This is a genomic window from Microbacterium yannicii (assembly GCF_024055635.1).
GTDB classification, from domain to species: domain Bacteria; phylum Actinomycetota; class Actinomycetes; order Actinomycetales; family Microbacteriaceae; genus Microbacterium; species Microbacterium yannicii.
Window position 1 is genome coordinate 175,274 of sequence record NZ_JAMXMB010000008.1, and the last position, 19,477, is coordinate 194,750.

Annotated in this window: 16 protein-coding genes; 6 read left to right on the top strand and 10 right to left on the bottom strand. The window is 71.0% G+C overall.

Going from position 1 to position 19,477, the window contains the following annotated elements:
* Nucleotides 1-2: 2 nt before the first annotated feature.
* The gene (locus NCG93_RS03930) at nt 3-653 is read right to left on the bottom strand and encodes a DUF1990 domain-containing protein (RefSeq protein WP_194415316.1); all 651 of its coding nucleotides are present in this window, start codon (nt 651-653) and stop codon (nt 3-5) included.
* A 10-nt stretch (nt 654-663) separates the two neighbouring features.
* Nucleotides 664-2,517 carry a translation elongation factor 4 gene (lepA, locus tag NCG93_RS03935; protein ID WP_194415315.1) on the bottom strand — a complete coding sequence of 618 codons (1,854 nt, stop codon included), beginning with the start codon at nt 2,515-2,517 and terminating at the stop codon, nt 664-666.
* An 84-nt stretch (nt 2,518-2,601) separates the two neighbouring features.
* Between lepA and NCG93_RS03940 the strand changes: the two genes are divergently transcribed.
* On the top strand, nt 2,602-3,327 hold the full coding sequence (locus NCG93_RS03940; protein WP_194415314.1) for an alpha/beta fold hydrolase: 726 nt from the start codon (nt 2,602-2,604) through the stop codon (nt 3,325-3,327).
* On the opposite strand, the gene NCG93_RS03945 is transcribed toward NCG93_RS03940, so the two are convergent.
* Nucleotides 3,316-4,560, bottom strand: coding sequence for an MFS transporter (locus tag NCG93_RS03945; RefSeq protein WP_194415313.1), 1,245 nt, complete (start codon nt 4,558-4,560; stop codon nt 3,316-3,318). The genes NCG93_RS03940 and NCG93_RS03945 overlap by 12 nt on opposite strands.
* Nucleotides 4,557-5,915 carry a GH1 family beta-glucosidase gene (locus NCG93_RS03950; protein WP_194415312.1) on the bottom strand — a complete coding sequence of 453 codons (1,359 nt, stop codon included), beginning with the start codon at nt 5,913-5,915 and terminating at the stop codon, nt 4,557-4,559. The genes NCG93_RS03945 and NCG93_RS03950 overlap by 4 nt, the downstream gene beginning before the upstream one ends.
* Before the next feature lie 236 nt (nt 5,916-6,151).
* Here NCG93_RS03950 and rpsT point away from each other — a divergent pair, with 236 nt between their 5' ends.
* Nucleotides 6,152-6,412, top strand: a complete 261-nt coding sequence (rpsT, locus tag NCG93_RS03955) for a 30S ribosomal protein S20 (RefSeq protein ID WP_163617239.1) — start codon at nt 6,152-6,154, stop codon at nt 6,410-6,412.
* A 112-nt stretch (nt 6,413-6,524) separates the two neighbouring features.
* On the opposite strand, the gene holA is transcribed toward rpsT, so the two are convergent.
* The 5 genes from holA to NCG93_RS03980 form a co-directional block, all read right to left on the bottom strand.
* Nucleotides 6,525-7,562, bottom strand: a complete 1,038-nt coding sequence (holA, locus tag NCG93_RS03960) for a DNA polymerase III subunit delta (protein ID WP_194415311.1) — start codon at nt 7,560-7,562, stop codon at nt 6,525-6,527.
* A 56-nt stretch (nt 7,563-7,618) separates the two neighbouring features.
* On the bottom strand, nt 7,619-10,006 hold the full coding sequence (locus tag NCG93_RS03965; protein ID WP_252787433.1) for a ComEC/Rec2 family competence protein: 2,388 nt from the start codon (nt 10,004-10,006) through the stop codon (nt 7,619-7,621).
* A 1-nt stretch (nt 10,007) separates the two neighbouring features.
* Nucleotides 10,008-10,592, bottom strand: a complete 585-nt coding sequence (locus NCG93_RS03970) for a ComEA family DNA-binding protein (RefSeq protein ID WP_252787440.1) — start codon at nt 10,590-10,592, stop codon at nt 10,008-10,010.
* Nucleotides 10,593-10,776: 184 nt separating this feature from the next.
* Nucleotides 10,777-13,383: a leucine--tRNA ligase gene (gene leuS, locus NCG93_RS03975; RefSeq protein ID WP_194415310.1), complete on the bottom strand. Its 2,607-nt coding sequence runs from the start codon at nt 13,381-13,383 to the stop codon at nt 10,777-10,779.
* 96 nt (nt 13,384-13,479) lie between these two features.
* Nucleotides 13,480-14,802, bottom strand: a complete 1,323-nt coding sequence (locus NCG93_RS03980) for an anthranilate synthase component I family protein (protein ID WP_194415309.1) — start codon at nt 14,800-14,802, stop codon at nt 13,480-13,482.
* A gap of 42 nt (nt 14,803-14,844) precedes the next feature.
* On the opposite strand from NCG93_RS03980, the gene NCG93_RS03985 reads away from it, so the two are divergent.
* The 4 genes from NCG93_RS03985 to NCG93_RS04000 are packed head-to-tail and all read left to right on the top strand — an operon-like array spanning nt 14,845 to nt 18,242.
* A complete protein-coding gene (locus NCG93_RS03985; protein ID WP_194415308.1) occupies nt 14,845-15,522 on the top strand; it encodes a DedA family protein in 678 nt (225 codons plus the stop codon).
* A 4-nt stretch (nt 15,523-15,526) separates the two neighbouring features.
* Nucleotides 15,527-16,582: an App1 family protein phosphatidate phosphatase gene (locus NCG93_RS03990; RefSeq protein WP_194415307.1), complete on the top strand. Its 1,056-nt coding sequence runs from the start codon at nt 15,527-15,529 to the stop codon at nt 16,580-16,582.
* 28 nt (nt 16,583-16,610) lie between these two features.
* Nucleotides 16,611-17,324 carry an SOS response-associated peptidase gene (locus NCG93_RS03995; RefSeq protein WP_194415306.1) on the top strand — a complete coding sequence of 238 codons (714 nt, stop codon included), beginning with the start codon at nt 16,611-16,613 and terminating at the stop codon, nt 17,322-17,324.
* Between the two features lie 45 nt (nt 17,325-17,369).
* Nucleotides 17,370-18,242: a 3-methyladenine DNA glycosylase gene (locus tag NCG93_RS04000; protein WP_372495944.1), complete on the top strand. Its 873-nt coding sequence runs from the start codon at nt 17,370-17,372 to the stop codon at nt 18,240-18,242.
* 18 nt (nt 18,243-18,260) lie between these two features.
* On the opposite strand, the gene NCG93_RS04005 is transcribed toward NCG93_RS04000, so the two are convergent.
* On the bottom strand, nt 18,261-19,466 hold the full coding sequence (locus NCG93_RS04005) for a glycoside hydrolase family 3 N-terminal domain-containing protein (RefSeq protein WP_194415305.1): 1,206 nt from the start codon (nt 19,464-19,466) through the stop codon (nt 18,261-18,263).
* Nucleotides 19,467-19,477 lie beyond the last annotated feature (11 nt).

Consider the following 19,477-nt stretch of genomic DNA (forward strand, 5'->3'; position numbering starts at 1 on the left):
CGTCACGCGGGTGTCGTGTACAGCGGCGAGATGGCACGCAGGTACCGCGTGAACAGCTCGCGCCGACGGCGCTTGGTCAACGCAGGGAGCACTCGGTAGAGCACCGCACGGGGCGCGTCGAACGCGCGCACGGTGAACCACACCTCGTCGTTGTCATACCAGTCGAGCATGAACGACTCCTCGCCGCTGACGACCGAATCGCTCACCGTGCCGAGCGCGAAGCCGATGCGGCGCGGCTCCTCCACGGCGAAGATGACGCGCAGCTCCGCATCGGCACGGAGGCCCTTCACCCGGCCGTCGACTCTGATCGTGGTGCCGGCACTGACGTAGGGCGTGCCGTCGGCGTCGAAGCGCTGCTCGGTCTCGGTGCGGCTGGGAGCGACCGGGGTGCCCTCGGCGTCGAAGCTGACGCCGGAGTACATCGGGCCGGACGCGGGGCGCACGTCGGAGACGTCCAGCCCTGCGCCGCGCTGTGCCGTCCACGACAGCAGCGCCTCGCCGGCCGCGCGGAAGCGCGCCTCGCCGCTGCCGATGCGCCACGACTGCTCGGCCGGAATGCTGCGCTCCGGCGGATAGTGCATGAGATCGGGCGCCTGCGTCGCCCCGACCGCGGCGTAGTCGACAGTGTCGTCCCGGAAGTTCCCTCGACGCATGACGACCAGCCTACTTGCCGTCCTTTTTCTCGGTGTCGCCCGACAATGCGGCGATGAACGCCTCCTGGGGCACCTCCACGCGACCGACCATCTTCATGCGCTTCTTGCCCTCCTTCTGCTTCTCGAGGAGCTTGCGCTTACGGCTGATGTCGCCGCCGTAGCACTTGGCCAGGACGTCCTTGCGCATGGCACGGATCGACTCGCGGGCGATGATGCGGGCCCCGATCGCGGCCTGGATCGGAACCTCGAACTGCTGGCGCGGAATGAGCTTCTTGAGCCGCTCGGTCATGAGCACGCCGTAGGCGTAGGCCTTGTCGCGATGCACGATGGCGCTGAACGCATCCACCGGCTCGCCCTGCAGCAGGATGTCGACCTTCACGAGATCGGCCTCCTGATCGCCGCTGGGCTCGTAGTCGAGCGAGGCGTACCCCGCGGTCTTCGACTTCAGGTGGTCGAAGAAGTCGAAGACGATCTCGCCGAGCGGCATGCTGTAGCGGATCTCGACGCGGTCCTCGCCGAGATACTCCATGCCGAGCAGCGTGCCGCGGCGGGACTGGCAGAGCTCCATGATCGTGCCGACGTAGTCCTTGGGCGCGAGGATCGCAGCCTTGACCATCGGCTCCGTCACGCTGGCGATCTTGGTGCCGGAGGGGAACTCGCTGGGGTTCGTGACGGTGAAGGTCTTCCCGTCGTCGGTCACCACCTCATAAGTCACCGACGGCGCGGTCGAGATGAGGTCCAGGCCGAACTCGCGCTCGAGGCGCTCGGTCACGATCTCGAGATGAAGCAGACCCAGGAAGCCGCAGCGGAACCCGAAGCCGAGAGCCACCGAGGTCTCGGGCTCGTAGTTCAGCGAGGCATCCGAGAGCTTCAGCTTGTCGAGCGCCTCACGCAGCAACGGGTAATCGCTGCCGTCGATCGGATACAGGCCCGAAAAGACCATCGGCTTCGGGTCGGTATAGCCGGGCAGGGCGTCCTTCGACGGCTTGGCAGCGTTCGTGACGGTGTCGCCGACCTTCGACTGGCGCACGTCCTTCACGCCCGTGATGAGGTAGCCCACCTCGCCGACGCCCAGGCCCCGGGTCGGTGTCGGCTCGGGTGATGAGACGCCGATCTCGAGGAGTTCGTGGATCGCCCGGGTCGACATCATCTGGATGCGCTCACGCGGGTTGAGCGCGCCGTCCACCATGCGGACGTACGTGATGACACCGCGGTAGGAGTCGTACACCGAGTCGAAGATCATGGCGCGGGACGGGGCATCCGGGTCGCCCTGAGGTGCCGGGATCTGCGCGACGACGTGGTCGAGGAGATCCTCGACTCCCATGCCGGTCTTCCCGCTGACCCGCAGCACGTCCTCGGGGCGGCCGCCGATCAGCCCTGCCAGCTCCTTCGCGTACTTCTCGGGGTCGGCCGCGGGGAGGTCGATCTTGTTCAGGACCGGGATGATCTGCAGGTCGTTCTCGAGAGCCAGGTACAGGTTCGCGAGCGTCTGGGCTTCGATGCCCTGAGCCGCATCGACGAGGAGGATCGCGCCCTCGCACGCGGCGAGCGACCGCGAGACCTCGTAGGTGAAGTCGACGTGCCCGGGAGTGTCGATCATGTTCAGTGCGAACGTCTGGTCGCCGGTCGTCCACGGCATCCGCACCGCCTGCGACTTGATCGTGATTCCGCGCTCGCGCTCGATGTCCATGCGGTCGAGGTACTGCGCGCGCATGTCGCGATCGGAGACGACGCCGGTGATCTGCAGCATGCGGTCGGCCAACGTCGACTTGCCGTGGTCGATGTGGGCGATGATGCAGAAGTTGCGAATCAGCTCGGGCGGCGTGGCAGAGGGCTCGAGGGGCTTCAGTGCGCGGGGTGACATGTCCAGACGATTGTACGGGTGCGCGGTGCCGAGACTCTGCGAGCCGCCGGCACGCCCGGTCGCGCCCCCGGCTAGCCTGTCGTCATGGTGGTGCAAGTCGTGCTCGTCCACGGCATCCGGACGTCCGCCACGATGTGGCGCTCCCAGGTCGACTACCTGACTGCTCGCGGCACCCCCGTGACCGCCGTGGATCTGCCGGGACACGGATCGCGCATGGCCGAGGAGTTCACGCTCGAATCGGCGATGGCGACGATCGATCAGGCGGTGCGCTCCGCCGCCGAGCGCGGGCCGGTCCTCCTCTCCGGCCACTCGATGGGCGGCCTGCTGTGCATCGAGTACGCGGGCGCGGAGCATCCGCCGCCCGTCGCGGGCTTCATCGCGGCGTCCTGCACCGCGATCCCGCGCGGCGTCGGGCTCGCCGCCTATCGCGTGCTGGCACGCGGGTTCGACTCGCTGCCCGACCGTGGGATGTGGCTGACGGACCGCATGCTCGACCGCATCCTTCCCGACGAGACACGCGCCGACTTCGGCGCGGGCGGCTACGCGCTGGACGCACAGGACACGGCGCTGCGCAGCCTCTCAGTGCTCGATCTCCTCGCGGCGCTGCACCGCATCGACGTGCCGCTGTGGTTCGTCAACGGGCAGTACGACCAGCTCCGCGTGAACGAGAGGCTTTTCGTGCGCATCGCGCAGCACGCCGAGCTCGTCGTCGTGCCGCGCACGACCCACCACGTCACGGTCATGCGCCCGCGCGTCTTCAACGCTCTCCTGGAGGTCGCACTCACCACCCTCGAGGCATCAGACGGCTGAGCGCTCACGGGCGCGGATCGCGTACGTCATCACGCCGCCGATGATCGACAGGATGCCGCCCATCAGGAAGAGCAGCCAGAACCCTCCGACGAGGGCCACGAGGCCCGCACCCAGGAGCGGCCCGATCAGCTGTCCCAGGCTCGCCGACACGTTGACGAATCCGAGGTCGCGCGCGTGGTCCTCCGGGTACGGCAGCAGGTCGGTGCCCAGCGCCAGGCTCACCGACATGTACGCGCCGTACCCGACGCCCAGAAGGGCCGCCGCGATCATGGCCGACGTGAGCGACGGCGCCACGACCAGGATGATCGACGCGAGCCCCTGGATGACGGCGGCCCACACCACGAACGGCACGCGGCGGCCGGTGCGGTCGGAGATCCAGCCCGATGCGATCGAGGACGCGACGACGAACAGCGTGTACACCAGGATCAGCAGGAGGAGCTCGTCCTCGGCGGTCGCGGCATCCCGGTGCAGCCCGTAGAGCAGGAAGAACAGCAGCAGGCCGGTTCCGAGCGCGTTGCCGATGTTGACCGTCAGGCGTCCCGCGAGCAGCCACGCGAAGTCACGGTCCCGCAGCGCCGCGAGGCGCTCGCGGAGCGTTCGGACCTCACGTGCGACCGCTACGTCGCCGCTCGCCGGAGGATCGGGAAGCAGCAGCGCGGCCACGGTGCCCACGACGGCGAGGAAGCCCGCCAGGGCGAGGTAGCCGACGGCGACGCCGAGCTCGAGCAGCACGATGACGCCGACGCCCACGACGATGCCGAGCGCCTGCGACGAGGAGACGGCAGCGGATGCCGCACCCCGCTGCGTCGTCAGCTGGTCGGCGATGAGCGCGGTGAAGGCCGCCGAGGCGACGGCCACGCCCACCGAGACGCCCACCCACGCCAGGCCCACCCCCCACGGTCCGTCGGCGAACGCGATCGCGACGAGCGACACAGTGCCGAGCGCGACGCCGCCGAGGGCCCAGGGGCGCCGGCGGCCCCATCGGCCGCGCGTGCGGTCGGACAGGCCGCCCGCGAGCGGGGCCGCGATCACGCCGGCGACACCGCCGATCGCCAGCACGAGTCCTGACGAGACCACGCCGGTGATCCAGCCCGCCGCGTCGTCGGGTGTGTCCAGCTGCAGCGGGATGAGCAGCTGCAACGGCGTCAGCTGCACGGTCCAGAGTGCGAGCCACGCGAGCGTGAAGAGCGTGAACCAGCCCGCTCCGACCTTCGCACCTCGCCGGGCGTTCACGAGCGGGACTCCGCGATGAGGGTGCGGTACCAGTCGAACGAGGCTTTGGGCGTGCGCTGCGCCGTATCGAAGTCCACGTGCACCAGCCCGAAGCGCTGCGTCCAGCCGTCGGCCCACTCGAAGTTGTCGAGCAGCGACCAGACGGTGTACTCGCGGACGTCCACGCCGGCCCGGATGGCAGCTCCCACGGCATCGATGTGGCCCGCCAGGTACGCGATGCGATCGGCGTCGTCCACGGGGCCGTGAACGTGGTCGGGTTCGGGGAACGACGCGCCGTTCTCGCCGATCACCAACGGAGGGAGGCGGTCGCCGTAGCGCTCGCGGAAGTCGAGCAGAAGCTCGGTGAGCGCAGCGGGCACGATCGGCCACTCCGCCCCGAACCCCGTGACGGGCGCCCCCGGCGTGGGAACGATCTCGAACGGGATCGGGCCGCCCTGCGGCGCGGCCGCGACGGTCGTCGGGTTGTAGAAGTTGATGCCGTAGAAGTCCCCCGGCACCGAGATCAGGTCGAGATCGCCGTCTGCGACCGGCATCGGCGGAATGCCGAGCGCTTCGAGATCGGGATACGCCCCGGTGAGCACCGGCTCGGCGAAGACGCGGTTGTGCAGCACGTCGTACACCGCCGCGGCGGTGAGGTCGGCATCCGTCCCGCTCGCAGGGAGAACCAGCGTGTGGTTGTTGACGATGCCGACCTCCTCGGCGCCCGCGGCGCGCAGCGCCCGCTGCGCCAGGCCATGGGCGAGGAGCTGATGGTGCACGGTCGGCAGCGAGTCGAACAGCAGCTGTCGACCCGGCGCCAGCGTGCCGACGGCATAGCCTTGCAGCGATGTGGAGACCGGTTCGTTGAGCGTGTACCAATGACGGATGCGGTCGCCCAGTGCTTCGGCGACGATCTCGGCGTACTCGCCGAAGCGCTCCGCGGTGCCGCGCCGCAGCCAGCCGCCCTGCTGCTCGAGCGTGCTCGGCAGATCCCAGTGATACAGCGTTGCGAAGGGGGTGACGCCGGCGTCGCGCAGATCGTCTGCGAGCCGGCGGTAGTAGTCGAGCCCCGCCTGCAGCACAGGACCGCCGGGCTCGGGCTGCACCCGCACCCACGAGATCGAGAAGCGGTAGCGGTCGACGCCGAGGGCCGCCAGCAGTGCGACGTCCTCGCGGTGGCGCCGGTAGCTGTCGGGGCCGGGCTCTGCCGTCGCCCCGCCGTGAACCGCGCCGGGAGCATCGACGAAATCGTCCCAGATGGATCGGCCGCGGCCGTCGGCGGTGCGGGAGCCTTCCACCTGGAACGCGGCGGTCGCGGCCGACCATCGGAAGCCGGGTGGGAACGTCGCGAGGTCGATGGACGGATGCTGCGGCACGGCGGACTCCTTCGTCAGGGGCGCGCGCCTCGGGCGACGCGCGCAGCCACGTCTCGATCATGCATCATCCGGCACCGCTCCCCCGCGCATCGGCGCCGTCCATCGCACGGCGTCCGACCTGGTAGAATCCTTGTTTGGCTTGCGTGTGGGTTCGCCCTCACGACCGTCGCGAAGCGCCCCTCTACCGCTGACCGGCACATCTATCCGATTCCCTTCGAACGAAAGAACGTCGACACGTGGCGAACATCAAGTCGCAGATCAAGCGCAACAAGACCAACGAGAAGGCGCGCGAGCGCAACAAGGCAGTGAAGAGCGAGCTGAAGACGCACGTCCGCCGCACGCGCGAGGCGATCGCCGCCGGCGACAAGGCCGCCGCCGAGAAGGCTCTGGGCACGGCGTCCAAGAAGCTCGACAAGGCCGTCAGCAAGGGCGTCATCCACAAGAACCAGGCGGCGAACCGCAAGTCGGCCATCGCCAAGCAGGTCTCGGCTCTCTGAGATTTCGACGCGCTCTGCGGCCCTGAGGCCGCGCCGCCACGCGAGTGCGCGGTCAGAGCGAGTCGACATGGCCCGTCCCGTCAAGGGGCGGGCCATTTCGCGTCGCCGGACGTCAGGCGCCGTAGGGCGCACGCGTCGCGATGACGGTGATCATGCGCTCCAGCGCGAAGACCGCATCGCGCGAGCCGCCCTTGACGTCGGCATCCGCCCTCGCCGTCGCCTGGATGGCGCGGCCCAGGCTCTCTTCGTTCCATCCCATGAGGTCGCGGCGCGCACGGTCCACCTGCCAGTCCTTCATGCCCAGTCGCGCCGCCAGCGCCGCCGAGGGTTCGCGGTTGCCCGCCACCCGCGCCATCGTCCTCAGCTTCATCGCGACAGCCGCGACGAGCGGGACCGGATCGGCACCCGAGGCGAGCGCGTGGCGGAGGGCGATCAGGGCTTCGCCGTAGCGGCCGGCGATCGCCGTGTCGGCGACCGTGAACGCCGACGTCTCGACGCGGCCGCCGTAGTAGCGCTCGACGAGCTGGTCGGTGATATCGCCGGGCACGTCGGCGATGAGCTGCTGGCAGGCGGCCGCCAGCTCGGTAAGATCGTCGGCGAAGGCGGAGACGAGACTTCGCAGCGCCGTGGGGGCGATGCGCTTCTTGGCTGCCTGGAACTCCCCCGCGGCGAAGTCGAAGCGGTCGGAGTCGCGCTTGACGGCCGGGCAGGCGATCTCCACGCCCGAGCCCTGCCCCGCGCGGATCGCGTCGAGCAGCTTCTTGCCGCGCACGCTGGCGCCGGTGTGGCGCAGCACCACTGTGGCGCCGTCCTGCGGGGCTGACAGGTACGAGACCGCCTCGGCCAGGAAGGTGTCGGAGCACTTCTCCACGCCGCTCACCCGCACGAGCCGCGGCTCGCCGAACAGCGACGGCGAGGTGACGCCCAGCAGCGTTCCCGCGGCGTAGTCGTCGGCGCGGATGTCGGAGACCTCGAGCGTCGGATCCTCGGCGCGCAGGTACTCGCGCACGCCGGCGATCGCGCGCTCGGCGCAGACCTCTTCGGGGCCCGACACCAGGACGATCGGCGCCGGCTGCGGCGCGCGCCACGACAGCTGCGGAATGGCGCTGCGCGCCGTCTTCGCGGGGGTGCGGCGAGCGGGAGAAGCCATTGCTCCAGCCTACCGACGGCCGCCGACCTCACCGCCCGGGCGCGAGGCGCGGCCCGTCATCCTCCCCGTTCCCGCCACATCGCGACCGCGCTTCCCGACCACCACAGTGCGATCGCCCCCTCCTGATCGGTGCGGGCGATGCGCGCCCCTTCGTCCTCGAGGATCGTGAGGGTCTCCGCCCGCGGGTGCCCGTAGTCGTTGCCCGCTCCCACCGTCAGCAGCGCCACAGCCGGTTGCACGGCGGCATACAGGCCGGCGTCCTGGTCGGCGCTGCCGTGATGCGCCACCTTGACGATGGCGTACGGCGGTGCGAGAGCGCCGGAGGCCATCAGCACTCGCTGGGGCGAGGCTGACAGATCGCCGAGCAGCAGGGTGGGAGGGATGCCGCCACCCCGCACGTCGAGGACGACACTCGCGTCGTTCCCGGTCGGGAACGCGCGACTGCCCGGTTTCGGCCACAGCACACGCCAACGCGCCGCGCCGAGTGATCCGCTGAGGCCGGCCGACGCCTCGGTCGCCCGCGCCCCTTCCGCCGTCAACGCGGCGATGCGACGCACCGCCTCCACGTCGCCGGGACCGTGCAGCACGGTGCCGACCCGACCGCGCACGGCGTCGAGCCCGCCGACGTGGTCGAGGTCGTAGTGGGTGAGCACCAGCAGGTCGATGTGCTCGATGCCGGCGCGTGCCAGGCAGGCTGCCAGCGGCTCCGGGGTCGGGCCGGTGTCGACCAGGGCGACCGTGCCGGCCGAGCGCAGCAGCACCGCGTCGCCCTGGCCGACGTCGCATGCGAGCACCGACCAGTCTGCGGGCAGCGTCCAGCGGCCGACGACCGATGTGAGCGCCCCCGCGCCCAGAGCAGCCCCCGCGACGACGGCCACGAGCGCGACCGACGCGGCGTGGACGAGCCGCCGTGCCGGAGGTCCGTCGCTCCGGAGCACGATGACGAGCCCGATGGCCAGACCCAGGATCGTCAGGCTCGTGGCTCCTGGCCACCCCTCCCACCAGGGCAGGGCGTCGCCGGGGAGTCCGGCGACGGTCGTCGCGGTGGCGGAGATCCAGGATGCCGGCACCCACGCGAGAGCAGCGAGCCCCGACTGCAGCCACGGGAAGGGCGCGCTCAGACATGCCGCCAGGCCGAGGACGGTGGCTGCCGGCGCCGCGGGGCCGGCGAGGAGATTCGCGAGCACCCCGTAGACGGGAACGGTCGGCTCGATGAGGATCAGCAGGGGCCCGCAGGCGAGCTGCGCGGCGAGCGGCACCGCCAGCGCCAGCGCGAGCGGACGCGGAACCGCACGTGCGAGGCCCCCCGCGAGCGGACGGGCGCAGAGCAGCAGCGCGGCCGTCGCAGCCGCCGAGAGCGCGAAGCCCAGCGATGCCGCCAGCCACGGATCGACGACCAGCAGCACCGTCACCGCCGTGGCCAGCAGTGACATGCCCACTCCCGTGCGGCCCAGGAGCACGGCGAGCATCGCGACGGCGGCCATCGCGGCGGCGCGCACCACACTGGGCTCGGGGGTGACGAGCACCACGAATCCGACGAGCACCGCGAGGCCGCAGCCCACCCGGAGGCCGCGCGACGCGCCGAGCGCGGCGGCGAGGGCGAAGGCGATGCCGACCACCAGGGCGCAGTTGGCGCCCGACACCGCGGTGAGGTGGGAGAGCGATGCCGCCTTCATCGCCGCGTCGAGCGAGGGAGATACCACCGACGTGTCGCCGACCGCCAGCCCCGGCACGAGACCTGCCCCGTCGCCGGGAAGACCGCCCATGGCGCGGACGAGCCCGCGGCGCAGCTCCGCCGCCGCTGCGGCCGCCCCCTCGGCCGCACGGACAACGTCGACGCCTCGGGACGCCCAGAGCACGAGCACGTCGCGCTCACCGGCACGGCCGGGCGTGGCGGTGCCGCGAGCCTGCACCACGGCACCCACGTCGAGGGAAGAGAGGCGCTCGACATCACCCACCGCCACGTGCACGCTGATCTCCACGTCCGTCGCGCGGGTCGCGTGCCCCGTCGTGAAGCGCGAGGTCCGCGCATCGAAGGCGACGGTGCCGTCGGCACGCCGCTCGACCTTGCCGACCACCACGGCACGGACCTCGACAGCGCGGCCACCGTCGAGGGCCAGCTGTCCGACGCTCCCCCTCGTCGGCTGCGCCGCCGCGACATGCGAGGCGGCGGCCGCCGATGCTGCGGCAGCGAGCACCACGACGACGAGCGCACGCCGCACCGCGTGACGCGGCATCCGGGATCGTCGTCGCGCGTGGGCAGCGCGGCTAGACGCTGTTCCGGGCCGGCTCGTGCCCACGACCGCGACAGCGCCCAGCGCCACGACGAGCCACAGCGCGGCGGCGAGCCAGGGAGAGGCCGTGGGCAGGAGGATCGCCGCGGCGGCGGCGGCCCAGCACGAAGCGGCGACGGGAACGAGCCGGAGCACTGCGCCACGCGGCACGTCACACCGTCACGAGATCGCGGAGGGACTCCAGCATCTTGTCGCCGATGCCCGGCACGGCCAGGAGGTCTTCGATGCTCGTGAATCCGCCGTTGTCCTCGCGCCAGGCGATGATGCGTTCGGCGAGTGCCGGGCCGACGCGCGGCAGCGTCTCGAGCAGCGCCGCGTCCGCCGTATTGAGGTCGACCCGCCCGTCGGCGGGTGGCGGAGCGGCCGCGCCGGGCGGCGCCGCCTCCCCTTCGCGCGGCACCGGCAGCTGCTCTCCGTCGTCGAGGGTGCGCGCCAGGTTGACCGCGTCGCGATCGGCGTCCTCGCTGAAGCCGCCCGCGGCGGCGACCGCGTCCACCACGCGCGCGCCCGCGGGCAGCAGGTACAGGCCGGGTGTGCGCACCGCGCCGGACACGTGCACGTAGACGTCGGCGACTCCCGTGGCGGCAGGCGCTGGTGTCTGGTCCACCGCGACCTCGTCCACCGGTGCCATGGCGCCGCGCAGGATGCCGATGCCCACCGTGACGGCGAGTGCGGCGACGACCAGCACGACCACGGCGCCGACGCCGAGCCGTCGCCGTGCTGACGGGTCGGGCACGCCCGAGTCCGAGCTCGGGTACGGCGCGCTCGCGCCCGGTGCAGCGACCCCGGCGACCGCTCCGAGCGGCTCGTCGCGATCACCGGCTGTCACCGGACTCACGCTAGGAGTCCGGTGACGACCGTGATGCGCGCAGGCCTGGGGATGTGGAGATCCCGCGGCCCGGCCTTCCTGGGGAGGAAGGTCAGTGCGTGCTGAAGCTCACGACCTTGGGGGGTCGAACGACGGTGCGCGTGATCTCACGGTCGCCGAGGGCGCGGACGACCTTCTCATCGGCGCGCGCGAGGCGCTCGAGCTCTGCGGCGTCGATGCGAGCGGGAACCTGCAGGGTTCCACGGACCTTGCCGTCGACCTGGATGATCGCCGTCACGGTCTCCTCGACGAGGAGGGTCGGATCGGCCGTGCGCCACGGCACCAGGCCCACGAAGCCCTCGTAGCCGAGGATCTGCCACATCTCCTCCGCGAGGTGCGGAGCGAACAGGTCGAGGATCATGGCGGTCGCCTCGGCGGCCTCGCGCACCGCCGGGTCGGCCCGGCCGGCCCCGCTGTCGATGACCTTGCGCGTGGCGTTGACCAGCTCCATCAGCCGGGCGACGACGACGTTGAACTTCGTCTGCTCGACGAGCCCGGGCGCGTCGGCAAGGAGGCGATGCGTGACGCGCCGCAGCGACAGATCACCCTCCGCCCAGATGGCGTCGGGCTCGCTCGAAACGTCCTTGGCGACACGCCACGCGCGCGCCAGGAATTTCTGGGCCCCGGTGGTCGACACGTCCTCCCAGTTGATGTCGTCCTCGACCGGGCCGGCGAACACCATCGCCACGCGCGACGCGTCGGCGCCCGGGTCGATCATGCTCGATGCGAACTCGACGAGGTTGCCCTTCGACTTCGACATCTTCGAGCCGCCCAGCAGCACCATGCCCTGGTTGACGAGACTCGTGAACGGCTCGGTGAAGTCGATCAGCCCCATGTCGAACAGCACCTTCGTGATGAAGCGCGCGTACAGGAGGTGCAGGATCGCGTGCTCGACGCCACCGATGTACGAGTCGACGGGAGCCCAGCGGTTGGCCTCGGCGGACGGGAACGCCTGCGTCGGGTCGTTCGGCGCAAGGAAGCGCAGGAAGTACCAGGAGCTGTCGACGAACGTGTCCATCGTGTCGGGGTCGCGCAGCGCCGGCTCGCCTGTCTCGGGGTCCGTCGTCTTCATCCACTCGGTGGCGCCTCCGAGCGGGGAGGTCCCCCTGGGCTTCAGGTCCAGTCCGCGCGCATCGGGCAGCTCGAGCGGAAGCTGGTCGTCCGGCACCGGGACGATACGGCCGTCCTCCGTGTGGATCATCGGGATCGGCGTGCCCCAGAATCGCTGGCGTGAGATCAGCCAGTCGCGCAGGCGGTACGACTTCGCGGCACGACCCGTGCCGGCGGCCTCGAGCTGCTCGATGATGCGCGCGATGGCGTTGCGCTTCGACAGGCCGTCCAGCGACCCGGAGTTGATCAGCCGGCCCTCTCCGGTGAGCGCAATACCGGTACGGGCGGGGTCCACGTCGGACAGCGTCTCGACCGGGCCGGGATCGATCGGCACGCCGTCGTCGTCGAGTTCGATGACGGGGATGGCGCCGGTGATCGGCGCCGTCGTGTCCACCACGACCTTGACGGGCAGGTCGAACGCACGGGCGAAGTCGAGGTCTCGCTGATCGTGGGCGGGCACGGCCATGACGGCGCCGTGGCCGTAGTCGGCCAGGACGTAGTCGGCCGCCCAGATCGGCAGGCGATCGCCGTTCACCGGGTTGATCGCGAAGCGGTCGAGGAACACGCCCGTCTTCGGGCGGTCCGTCGACTGGCGCTCGATGTCGGTCTCGCGCTGCACGCGCTCGAGATAGTCCTGGAAGCGCATGCGCACCTCGGCCGTCGAGCCGGCGGCGAGCTCGGCCGCCAGATCGCTGTCGGGCGCGACGACCATGAAGGTCGCGCCGTGCAGCGTGTCGGGGCGCGTCGAGAACACCGTCACCTTGTCGGCGCGGCCCTCGATCTCGAAGTCGATGTCGGCGCCGACCGAGCGGCCGATCCAGTTACGCTGCATCCGGAGGACCTTCTGCGGCCAGAAGCCCTCGAGCTGGTTCAGGTCGTCGAGCAGCCGGTCGGCGTAATCGGTGATCTTGAAGTACCACTGCGTCAGGTTCTTCTTGACGACCTCGGCCCCGCAGCGCTCGCAGTGGCCGTCGACGACCTGCTCGTTGGCGAGCACCGTCTGGTCGTTCGGGCACCAGTTGACCGGGCTCGCCTTGCGGTACGCCAGCCCGCGCTCGTAGAGGCGCTGGAACAGCCACTGGTTCCAGCGGTAGTACTCGGGGTCGCTGGTGTGCAGAATGCGCGACCAGTCGTACGACGAGCCGTACTCGCGGAAGCTCTTCTTGTGCTGCGCGATGTTCGCGTACGTCCACTCGCGCGGGTCGGAGCCCGCGCCGCCCTTGATCGCCGCGTTCTCGGCGGGCAGGCCGAACGAGTCCCACCCGATCGGGTTCAGCACGTTGTAGCCGCGGTGGCGCCAGAAGCGGGCCACGACGTCGACGTAGGCGTAGTTCTCGGCGTGCCCCATGTGCAGGTCGCCGGAGGGGTACGGGAACATCCCGAGCACGAACTTCCGCGGACGCTTGTCGTCGGCACCGCCGGCCCGGAACGGGTCGGCCTCGGCCCAGCGCGCCTGCCACTTCTGCTGGATCGAGTACGCGTCGTAGCCCTCGGCGGGCGCAGAGGTGACGGGGGTGTCGGTGTGACTCACGAGGGAAGTACCAATCATGGGATGACGGGATGCCGGGATGCCGGGAAGCACGCAGAGCGCACGCAGCGCATACGGCGCACGAAGCGCACCTTCCAGGTTAGCGGAAGGGCGGCTTCACCAGCCCGGCGGCAGTCCGGCGCCCAACGCGGCGAGCGGCGCGCGTGCCTTGATGCCGACCTCCGCGACCTCGGCCGCGGCATCCGATCGCCAGGTGATGCCGCCGCCGGCGCCGACATAGGCACTGTCTTCGCGGACGACGATGGATCGGATCACCATCGCGAGGTCGAGCCCGCCGTCCTCGCCGATCCAGCCGAAGCACCCCGAGAACACCCCGCGCGGCGCATCTTCGAGGCGGTGCAGGATGGTCATCGCCGACAGCTTGGGCGCTCCCGTCATCGAGCCGGCCGGGAAGGTCGCGTCCAGCAGGTCGCCGACCGTCGTCGCGGGGACCAGACGGCCCGAGACCGTGCTGACCAGCTGATGCACGGCGGGGTACGACTCCACCTCCAGAAGCGCGTCGACTCCAACGCTGCCCGGCAGGCACACCCGCGAGAGGTCGTTGCGCATCAGGTCGACGATCATGACGTTCTCGGCGCGTTCCTTCTCGCTCGCGCGCAGCTCGTCCGCCAGTGCGGCGTCTGTCGCGGGATCGCCGCCCCGTGGCCGGGTGCCCTTGATCGGCCGGGTCCGCACGATCGCGGCGCCGTCCGGGCCGGGCGAGACGTCGAGGAATCGCTCGGGACTCGCACTCAGGAGCGCGACCCGTCCCGAGCGCACGATCCCCCCGTGGTGCGCCGGCGTCGCCTCCCGCAGGCGTGCGTACACCGCCACGGGATCGACGGATGCCTCGACCTCGAACCGCGTCGTGAGGCACAGCTGGTATGCGTCGCCCTCGCGGATCGCGTCGCGACAGCGCTCGATGAGGGCGGCGTACTCCTCCGGCGCGTGGCGAGACCGCGCCGGCCCGAGCACAGGTGCCGGCATCGCCGGAGATCGCAGCGGGACGCCGGCGACGGCCGCCACGACCCGCGGCACGTCGGCGGATGAGCCGAAGACGTGGACGCGCTGCGCGCCATGATCGAACGCGACGAGGCGATCGACCCGCAGCCAGAGATCCTGCGGCACACCGTCGGCGTCGCGGGACGGGGGTGCGCCGGCGCGGGCGGCGGCGTCGTCGTATCCGCTCCAGCCGACCCACCCGCCGCGGAACGCCGCACCACTCGAGGCGGCAGCGTCGGCCGACCCGCCCGTGCACACCGTCGCGGTCGCCCGCCCGGGATCGTCGGGAGTGCCCGTGCCCATCCAGCTCCAGCCCTCGCGCGCGCCGGGGCCGGCATCCAGCCAGAAGACATGCGGTTCATGCGCGAACAGGGCGGCGAAGACGGATGCCGGATCCGCCCACTGCGTGACGCGCACGGCGGCGAGGGTGTCCGACATGTTCCCAGGTTAGGGGCGCGCGCCGGGCTCTAGGCTCGTGGCGTGAACGAGTTCCTCACCTGGCTGCTCGACGCCGTGCAGAGCGTCGACCCGGTGCTGAGGACCTTTCTCGCCGGCTTCGCGATCATGCTCGAGACCAGCGTGCTCGTCGGTCTCGTGGTGCCGGGCGACACCGTCGTCATCGTCGCCGCGACGGCTGTCGCCTCCCCTCTCGAGGGGGTGCTGCTCGGCATCGCCGTCGTGATCGGCGCCGTCATCGGCGAGAGCATCGGGTTCGGACTCGGCCGGTTCCTCGGCCCGAGGATCCAGCACTCACGTCTGGGACGTCGCATCGGCGAGGCCAACTGGGAGCGGTCCGAGAGGTACCTCCGCCGCCGCGGCGGACCGGCGATCTTCATCTCGCGGTTCCTTCCGGTGCTCCACTCGCTGGTGCCTCTCACGGTGGGCATGAGCGGGTACCCCTATCGGCGGTTCCTCGCATGGACCATTCCGGCGTGCGTGATCTGGTCGGCCCTGTACATCTCGGTGGCGGCTCTCGCGGCCGGCACGTACCGCGAACTCGCCGACCAGCTCCACTACGCGGGCTACATCTTCGTCGGCGTCATCGTCCTCTTCCTCGTGCTCGTGTTCCTCAGCAAGAAGGTCATCGAGCGGGCGGAGCGGAAGCACCTGGACCACGACGGCCCTGACGAAGCGTCCGTGGCGGACATGAAAGACTGAGCGGATGCCTCAGACCGACTCCCCGCCCGTGCGCGCCAAGATCCTGTGGCTCGCGCGCCTGGAGTACCGGTTCCACTCCTGGCGGGAACGCCGTGCGCGGCGTCGGGGCCAGAAGCCCACGGTGACACCGTTTCCGGGCTACGGCGGTCCCGGGTGGGTCCGCGTTCTCGGCCGCGCCATGATCGTGCCGCCCGCGAAGGTCTCCGAAGGCGGCGAGTATGCCGGAGTGCGCGGCTGGCGCAGCTTCGTGGCGGTGCCGATCGGCTATGCGCAGGTCACCGTCACCATCGCCGGGATCGAGCACGTGGTGGTCGCGGACCGCGGCGGTGTGATCGACACGCGGCTGCCGGCAGCGCTGGATCCGGGCTGGCAGACCTTCACGATGTCCGTCGAAGGCGGCGAGCCGGTCGAGACCCGCGCGTTCGTGGTGGCGCCCGACGTCCGGTTCGGCATCGTGTCCGACGTCGACGACACCGTGATGGTCACCGCCATCCCCCGCCCGCTCCTCGCAGCCTGGAACTCCTTCGTGGTCGACGAGCACGCACGCCAGCCGGTCCCCGGCATGGCCGTGCTGATGGAACGCGTCGTGCGCGAGAACCCGGGGGCGCCGCTCATCTATCTGTCGACCGGCGCCTGGAACATCGCTCCGACGCTGATGCGGTTCCTGAGCCGGCACGTCTTCCCGCCCGGATCACTGCTGCTCACCGATTGGGGCCCCACTCACGACCGCTGGTTCCGCAGCGGCAAGGCCCACAAGCTGTCGAACCTGCGACGTCTCGCCGACGAGTTCCCGAGCGTGCGCTGGCTGCTGATCGGCGACGACGGCCAGCACGACGACGACATCTACACCACCTTCACCGACGAGCATCCGTCGCGAGTGGTCGCCGTCGCCATCCGCCGCCTCTCCCCCGCCGAGGCCGTCCTCGCGGGCGGCCGCACCGCGGTCAACGACCACGCGGCGGCCGAGGTGCCGTGGGTGACCGACAACGACGGTGCCGGGCTCCTCGAGCGGCTCGAGGACGTGGGCGTGCTGGGAAGCACCGGCACCGCCACGGTGTGACGTCGGAGGCCGCGCGTAGGCTGGCCGCATGTGCGGACGTTTCGTAGTGGCCAGTGCCGGTCCCGAACTCGTCGGGGTGCTGCGCGTCGACGTCGAGGGCGACGACCTGCCGGCCCCGTCCTTCAACGTGGCGCCCACCGATCGCGCGGCGATCGTGCTGGACTCCGCCAAGACCGAGCCGCCGACCCGGCGGCTGGAGGCGGCGCGCTGGGGGTTGATCCCCTCATGGGCGAAAGACACGAAGATCGGGGCGCGCGCATTCAACGCCCGGGCCGAAGAGCTCGAAGACAAGCCGATGTTCCGCAGCGCGCTCGAGAAGCGGCGTGCGGTGGTGCCGACATCCGGCTACTACGAGTGGAAGAACGTCGACGGCGTCAAGACGCCGCATTTCATCCACCCCGCTGACGGTGAGCCGCTGTTCCTCGCCGGTCTCTACGAATGGTGGCGCGACAAGACCAAGGGCGACGACGATCCCGAGCGCTGGCTGCTGAGCTTCACCATCCTGACCCGGGACTCCATCGGGCACCTCGGCTCCATCCACGACCGCATGCCGCTGTTCCTGGATCCCGATCACGCCGATGCGTGGCTCGATCCGACCACCGACAACGTCCGCGATGTGCTCGATGCGGCCATCGACGCCGCCCCGGCACTGGCCGACACGCTCGAGGACCACGAGGTCTCGAAGGCCGTGGGCAACGTCCGAAACAACTCCCCCGAGCTCATCGAGCCGGTCGAGTCCTGACGTTCGGACTGCGGCCTCGCGAGAGGCCCCGCGTATCCTCGAACGGTGACGATCGCGCCCGCTCCCGTCCCGGTTCTCGCCGGCGAGGTCTGGCGTGCGCGCGCCGCGGCACACGAGAGCCGTGCCCGCTCGCTGACGCACGGGCGCCGGGAGCGGGCTGCGCGCGGCGAGGCGCACCCGGTCGAGGACTTCCTGTTCACGTACTACTCGTACAAGCCGTCAGTGCTGCACCGCTGGCATGCCGGTGAGGGCCTGGAGCTGGCGGATGCCGCGGCCGACGCGCGAGCCGGATGGCGCTGGTACCGCGCCGGCAGCGCGCGGGGGTCGCTCGTCGTCGACGGTGACGGTTTCCGAGCCGAGCGCGGCGCCCTCATCGCGAACATCTCACGGATCCTCCGTGCGACTGCCGGCCGCGCTCCCGGCTTCGGCTGCTTCGGTCTGCACGAGTGGGCGATGGTCTATCGGCAGCCGGAGCACCGGCATCCGGTGCCGCTGCGCCTCGGTCAGGATGCGACGGACGCCGTCGTCGAGGCCGCCGAGCTGCGCTGCACGCACTTCGATGCGTTCCGCTTCTTCACCCCCGAGGCAGCGCCGCGCAATCGCGAGACGCCGACCCGGGAGCGTCAGGCGGCGCTCGAGCAGCCGGGGTGCCTTCACGCCGGGATGGATCTGTACAAGTGGGCCGTGAAGCTCGGGCCGCTGGTGCCGGGGGAAGTGCTCCTCGATGCGTTCGAGCTCGCCCGCGACATCCGCGTGCTCGACATGCGCGCCTCGCCGTACGACCTCGCCGAGTGGGGCTACGACGCGGTCCCCATCGAGACGGCGGAGGGGAAGGCCGCGTACGTGCGCGCCCAGCGCGCATTCGCCGACCGCGGGAGGGCCGTACGCAGGCGACTGATCGACGTCGCCGCCGGCTGACGCAGTCGACCGCCTGACTCAGTGAGCAGGGGCGCACGTCGTGCAGGGCAGGTCGCCCGCACCCGCCTCGGCGACGGCGAGCCGGAGCTCCATCACCCGCGTGGCGGCCTCGTCGAGCCGATCGGCCGGCAGCGCGCCGGACTCCACCGCGGCGACGATGCCGTCGACGATCCGCGGAGCCGTCTCGGGCGTCGAGTAGACCACCGTCAGGACCATGTCGTTGCCCGCGGCGAGGGCGGCCACGGCGTTGGCCACCGGATCGGCGTACGGCGCCTGGCCCGAACCCTGCAGCATCCCCAGATCGTCGGTGATGCTGACGCCGTCGAATCCGAGCTCCTCCCGGGCGATCCGGTGCCACTCGGGCGACAGGCTCGCCGGAGCCGGGTCGACTGCCGTGTATGAGAGGTGTCCGAACATCAGCAGCTCGGCACCCGCGTCGATGCCCGCCTCGAACGGGAGGGCGTCGGCCGAGCGCCACTGATCGAGGGACAGGCCGGTCGACGGGATCGCCGTGTGCGAGTCACCGGGCGCCGCGCCATGCCCGGGGAAGTGCTTGAGGGTCGAGAACACCGTGCCTTCCTCGCCCTGGACGGCCGCTGCCACACGGGCAGACGCGGCGTCGGGAGTCGTTCCGAGCACGCGTCGGTGGATGAACGAGCTCGGGTCGGCCGTGACATCGGCGACGATCCCGAAGTTCACGGGAATGCCCGCCTGTCGCACGAGGTCCGCCCGACCCGCGAACGCCGCCTCGGCTGCCGACGGATCGGCCTGCTGCAGCTCGAGCGGCGCCGGAAGGGTGTCCCATGGCAGTCGGGACACATCGCCGCCCTCTTGATCGATCGCGACCAGGGGCGGCCGCGCCGGATCCACCGTCAGCGCCGCGGTGATCGTCGTGAGCGCCGCCTCATCCGCCGGGATGTTCGCCCCCATCAGCAGGAAGCCGCCGATACCGGACGTCTCCATGTACGCGTGGAGCGCCCCAGGATCGGTGGTCGGAATGTGACCCATCACGACGCTGGCCGCCCGCTCGCGCAGCGACAGCGCCGCCACGGCCGCGTGAGCCGGCTCGGACGTCGGTGTCGGCGTCGGCGTCGGCTCGGGCTGTTCCTCGGCGGTGGAAGAAGACGACGGCGTCTGCACTCCGGCGCCGGACGCGCACGACGTGCAGATGGCTGCGAGCGCCACGACGGCCGCGAACAGGGCGAGGCGCGGCGCAGAAGTCATCCGGCAAGCCT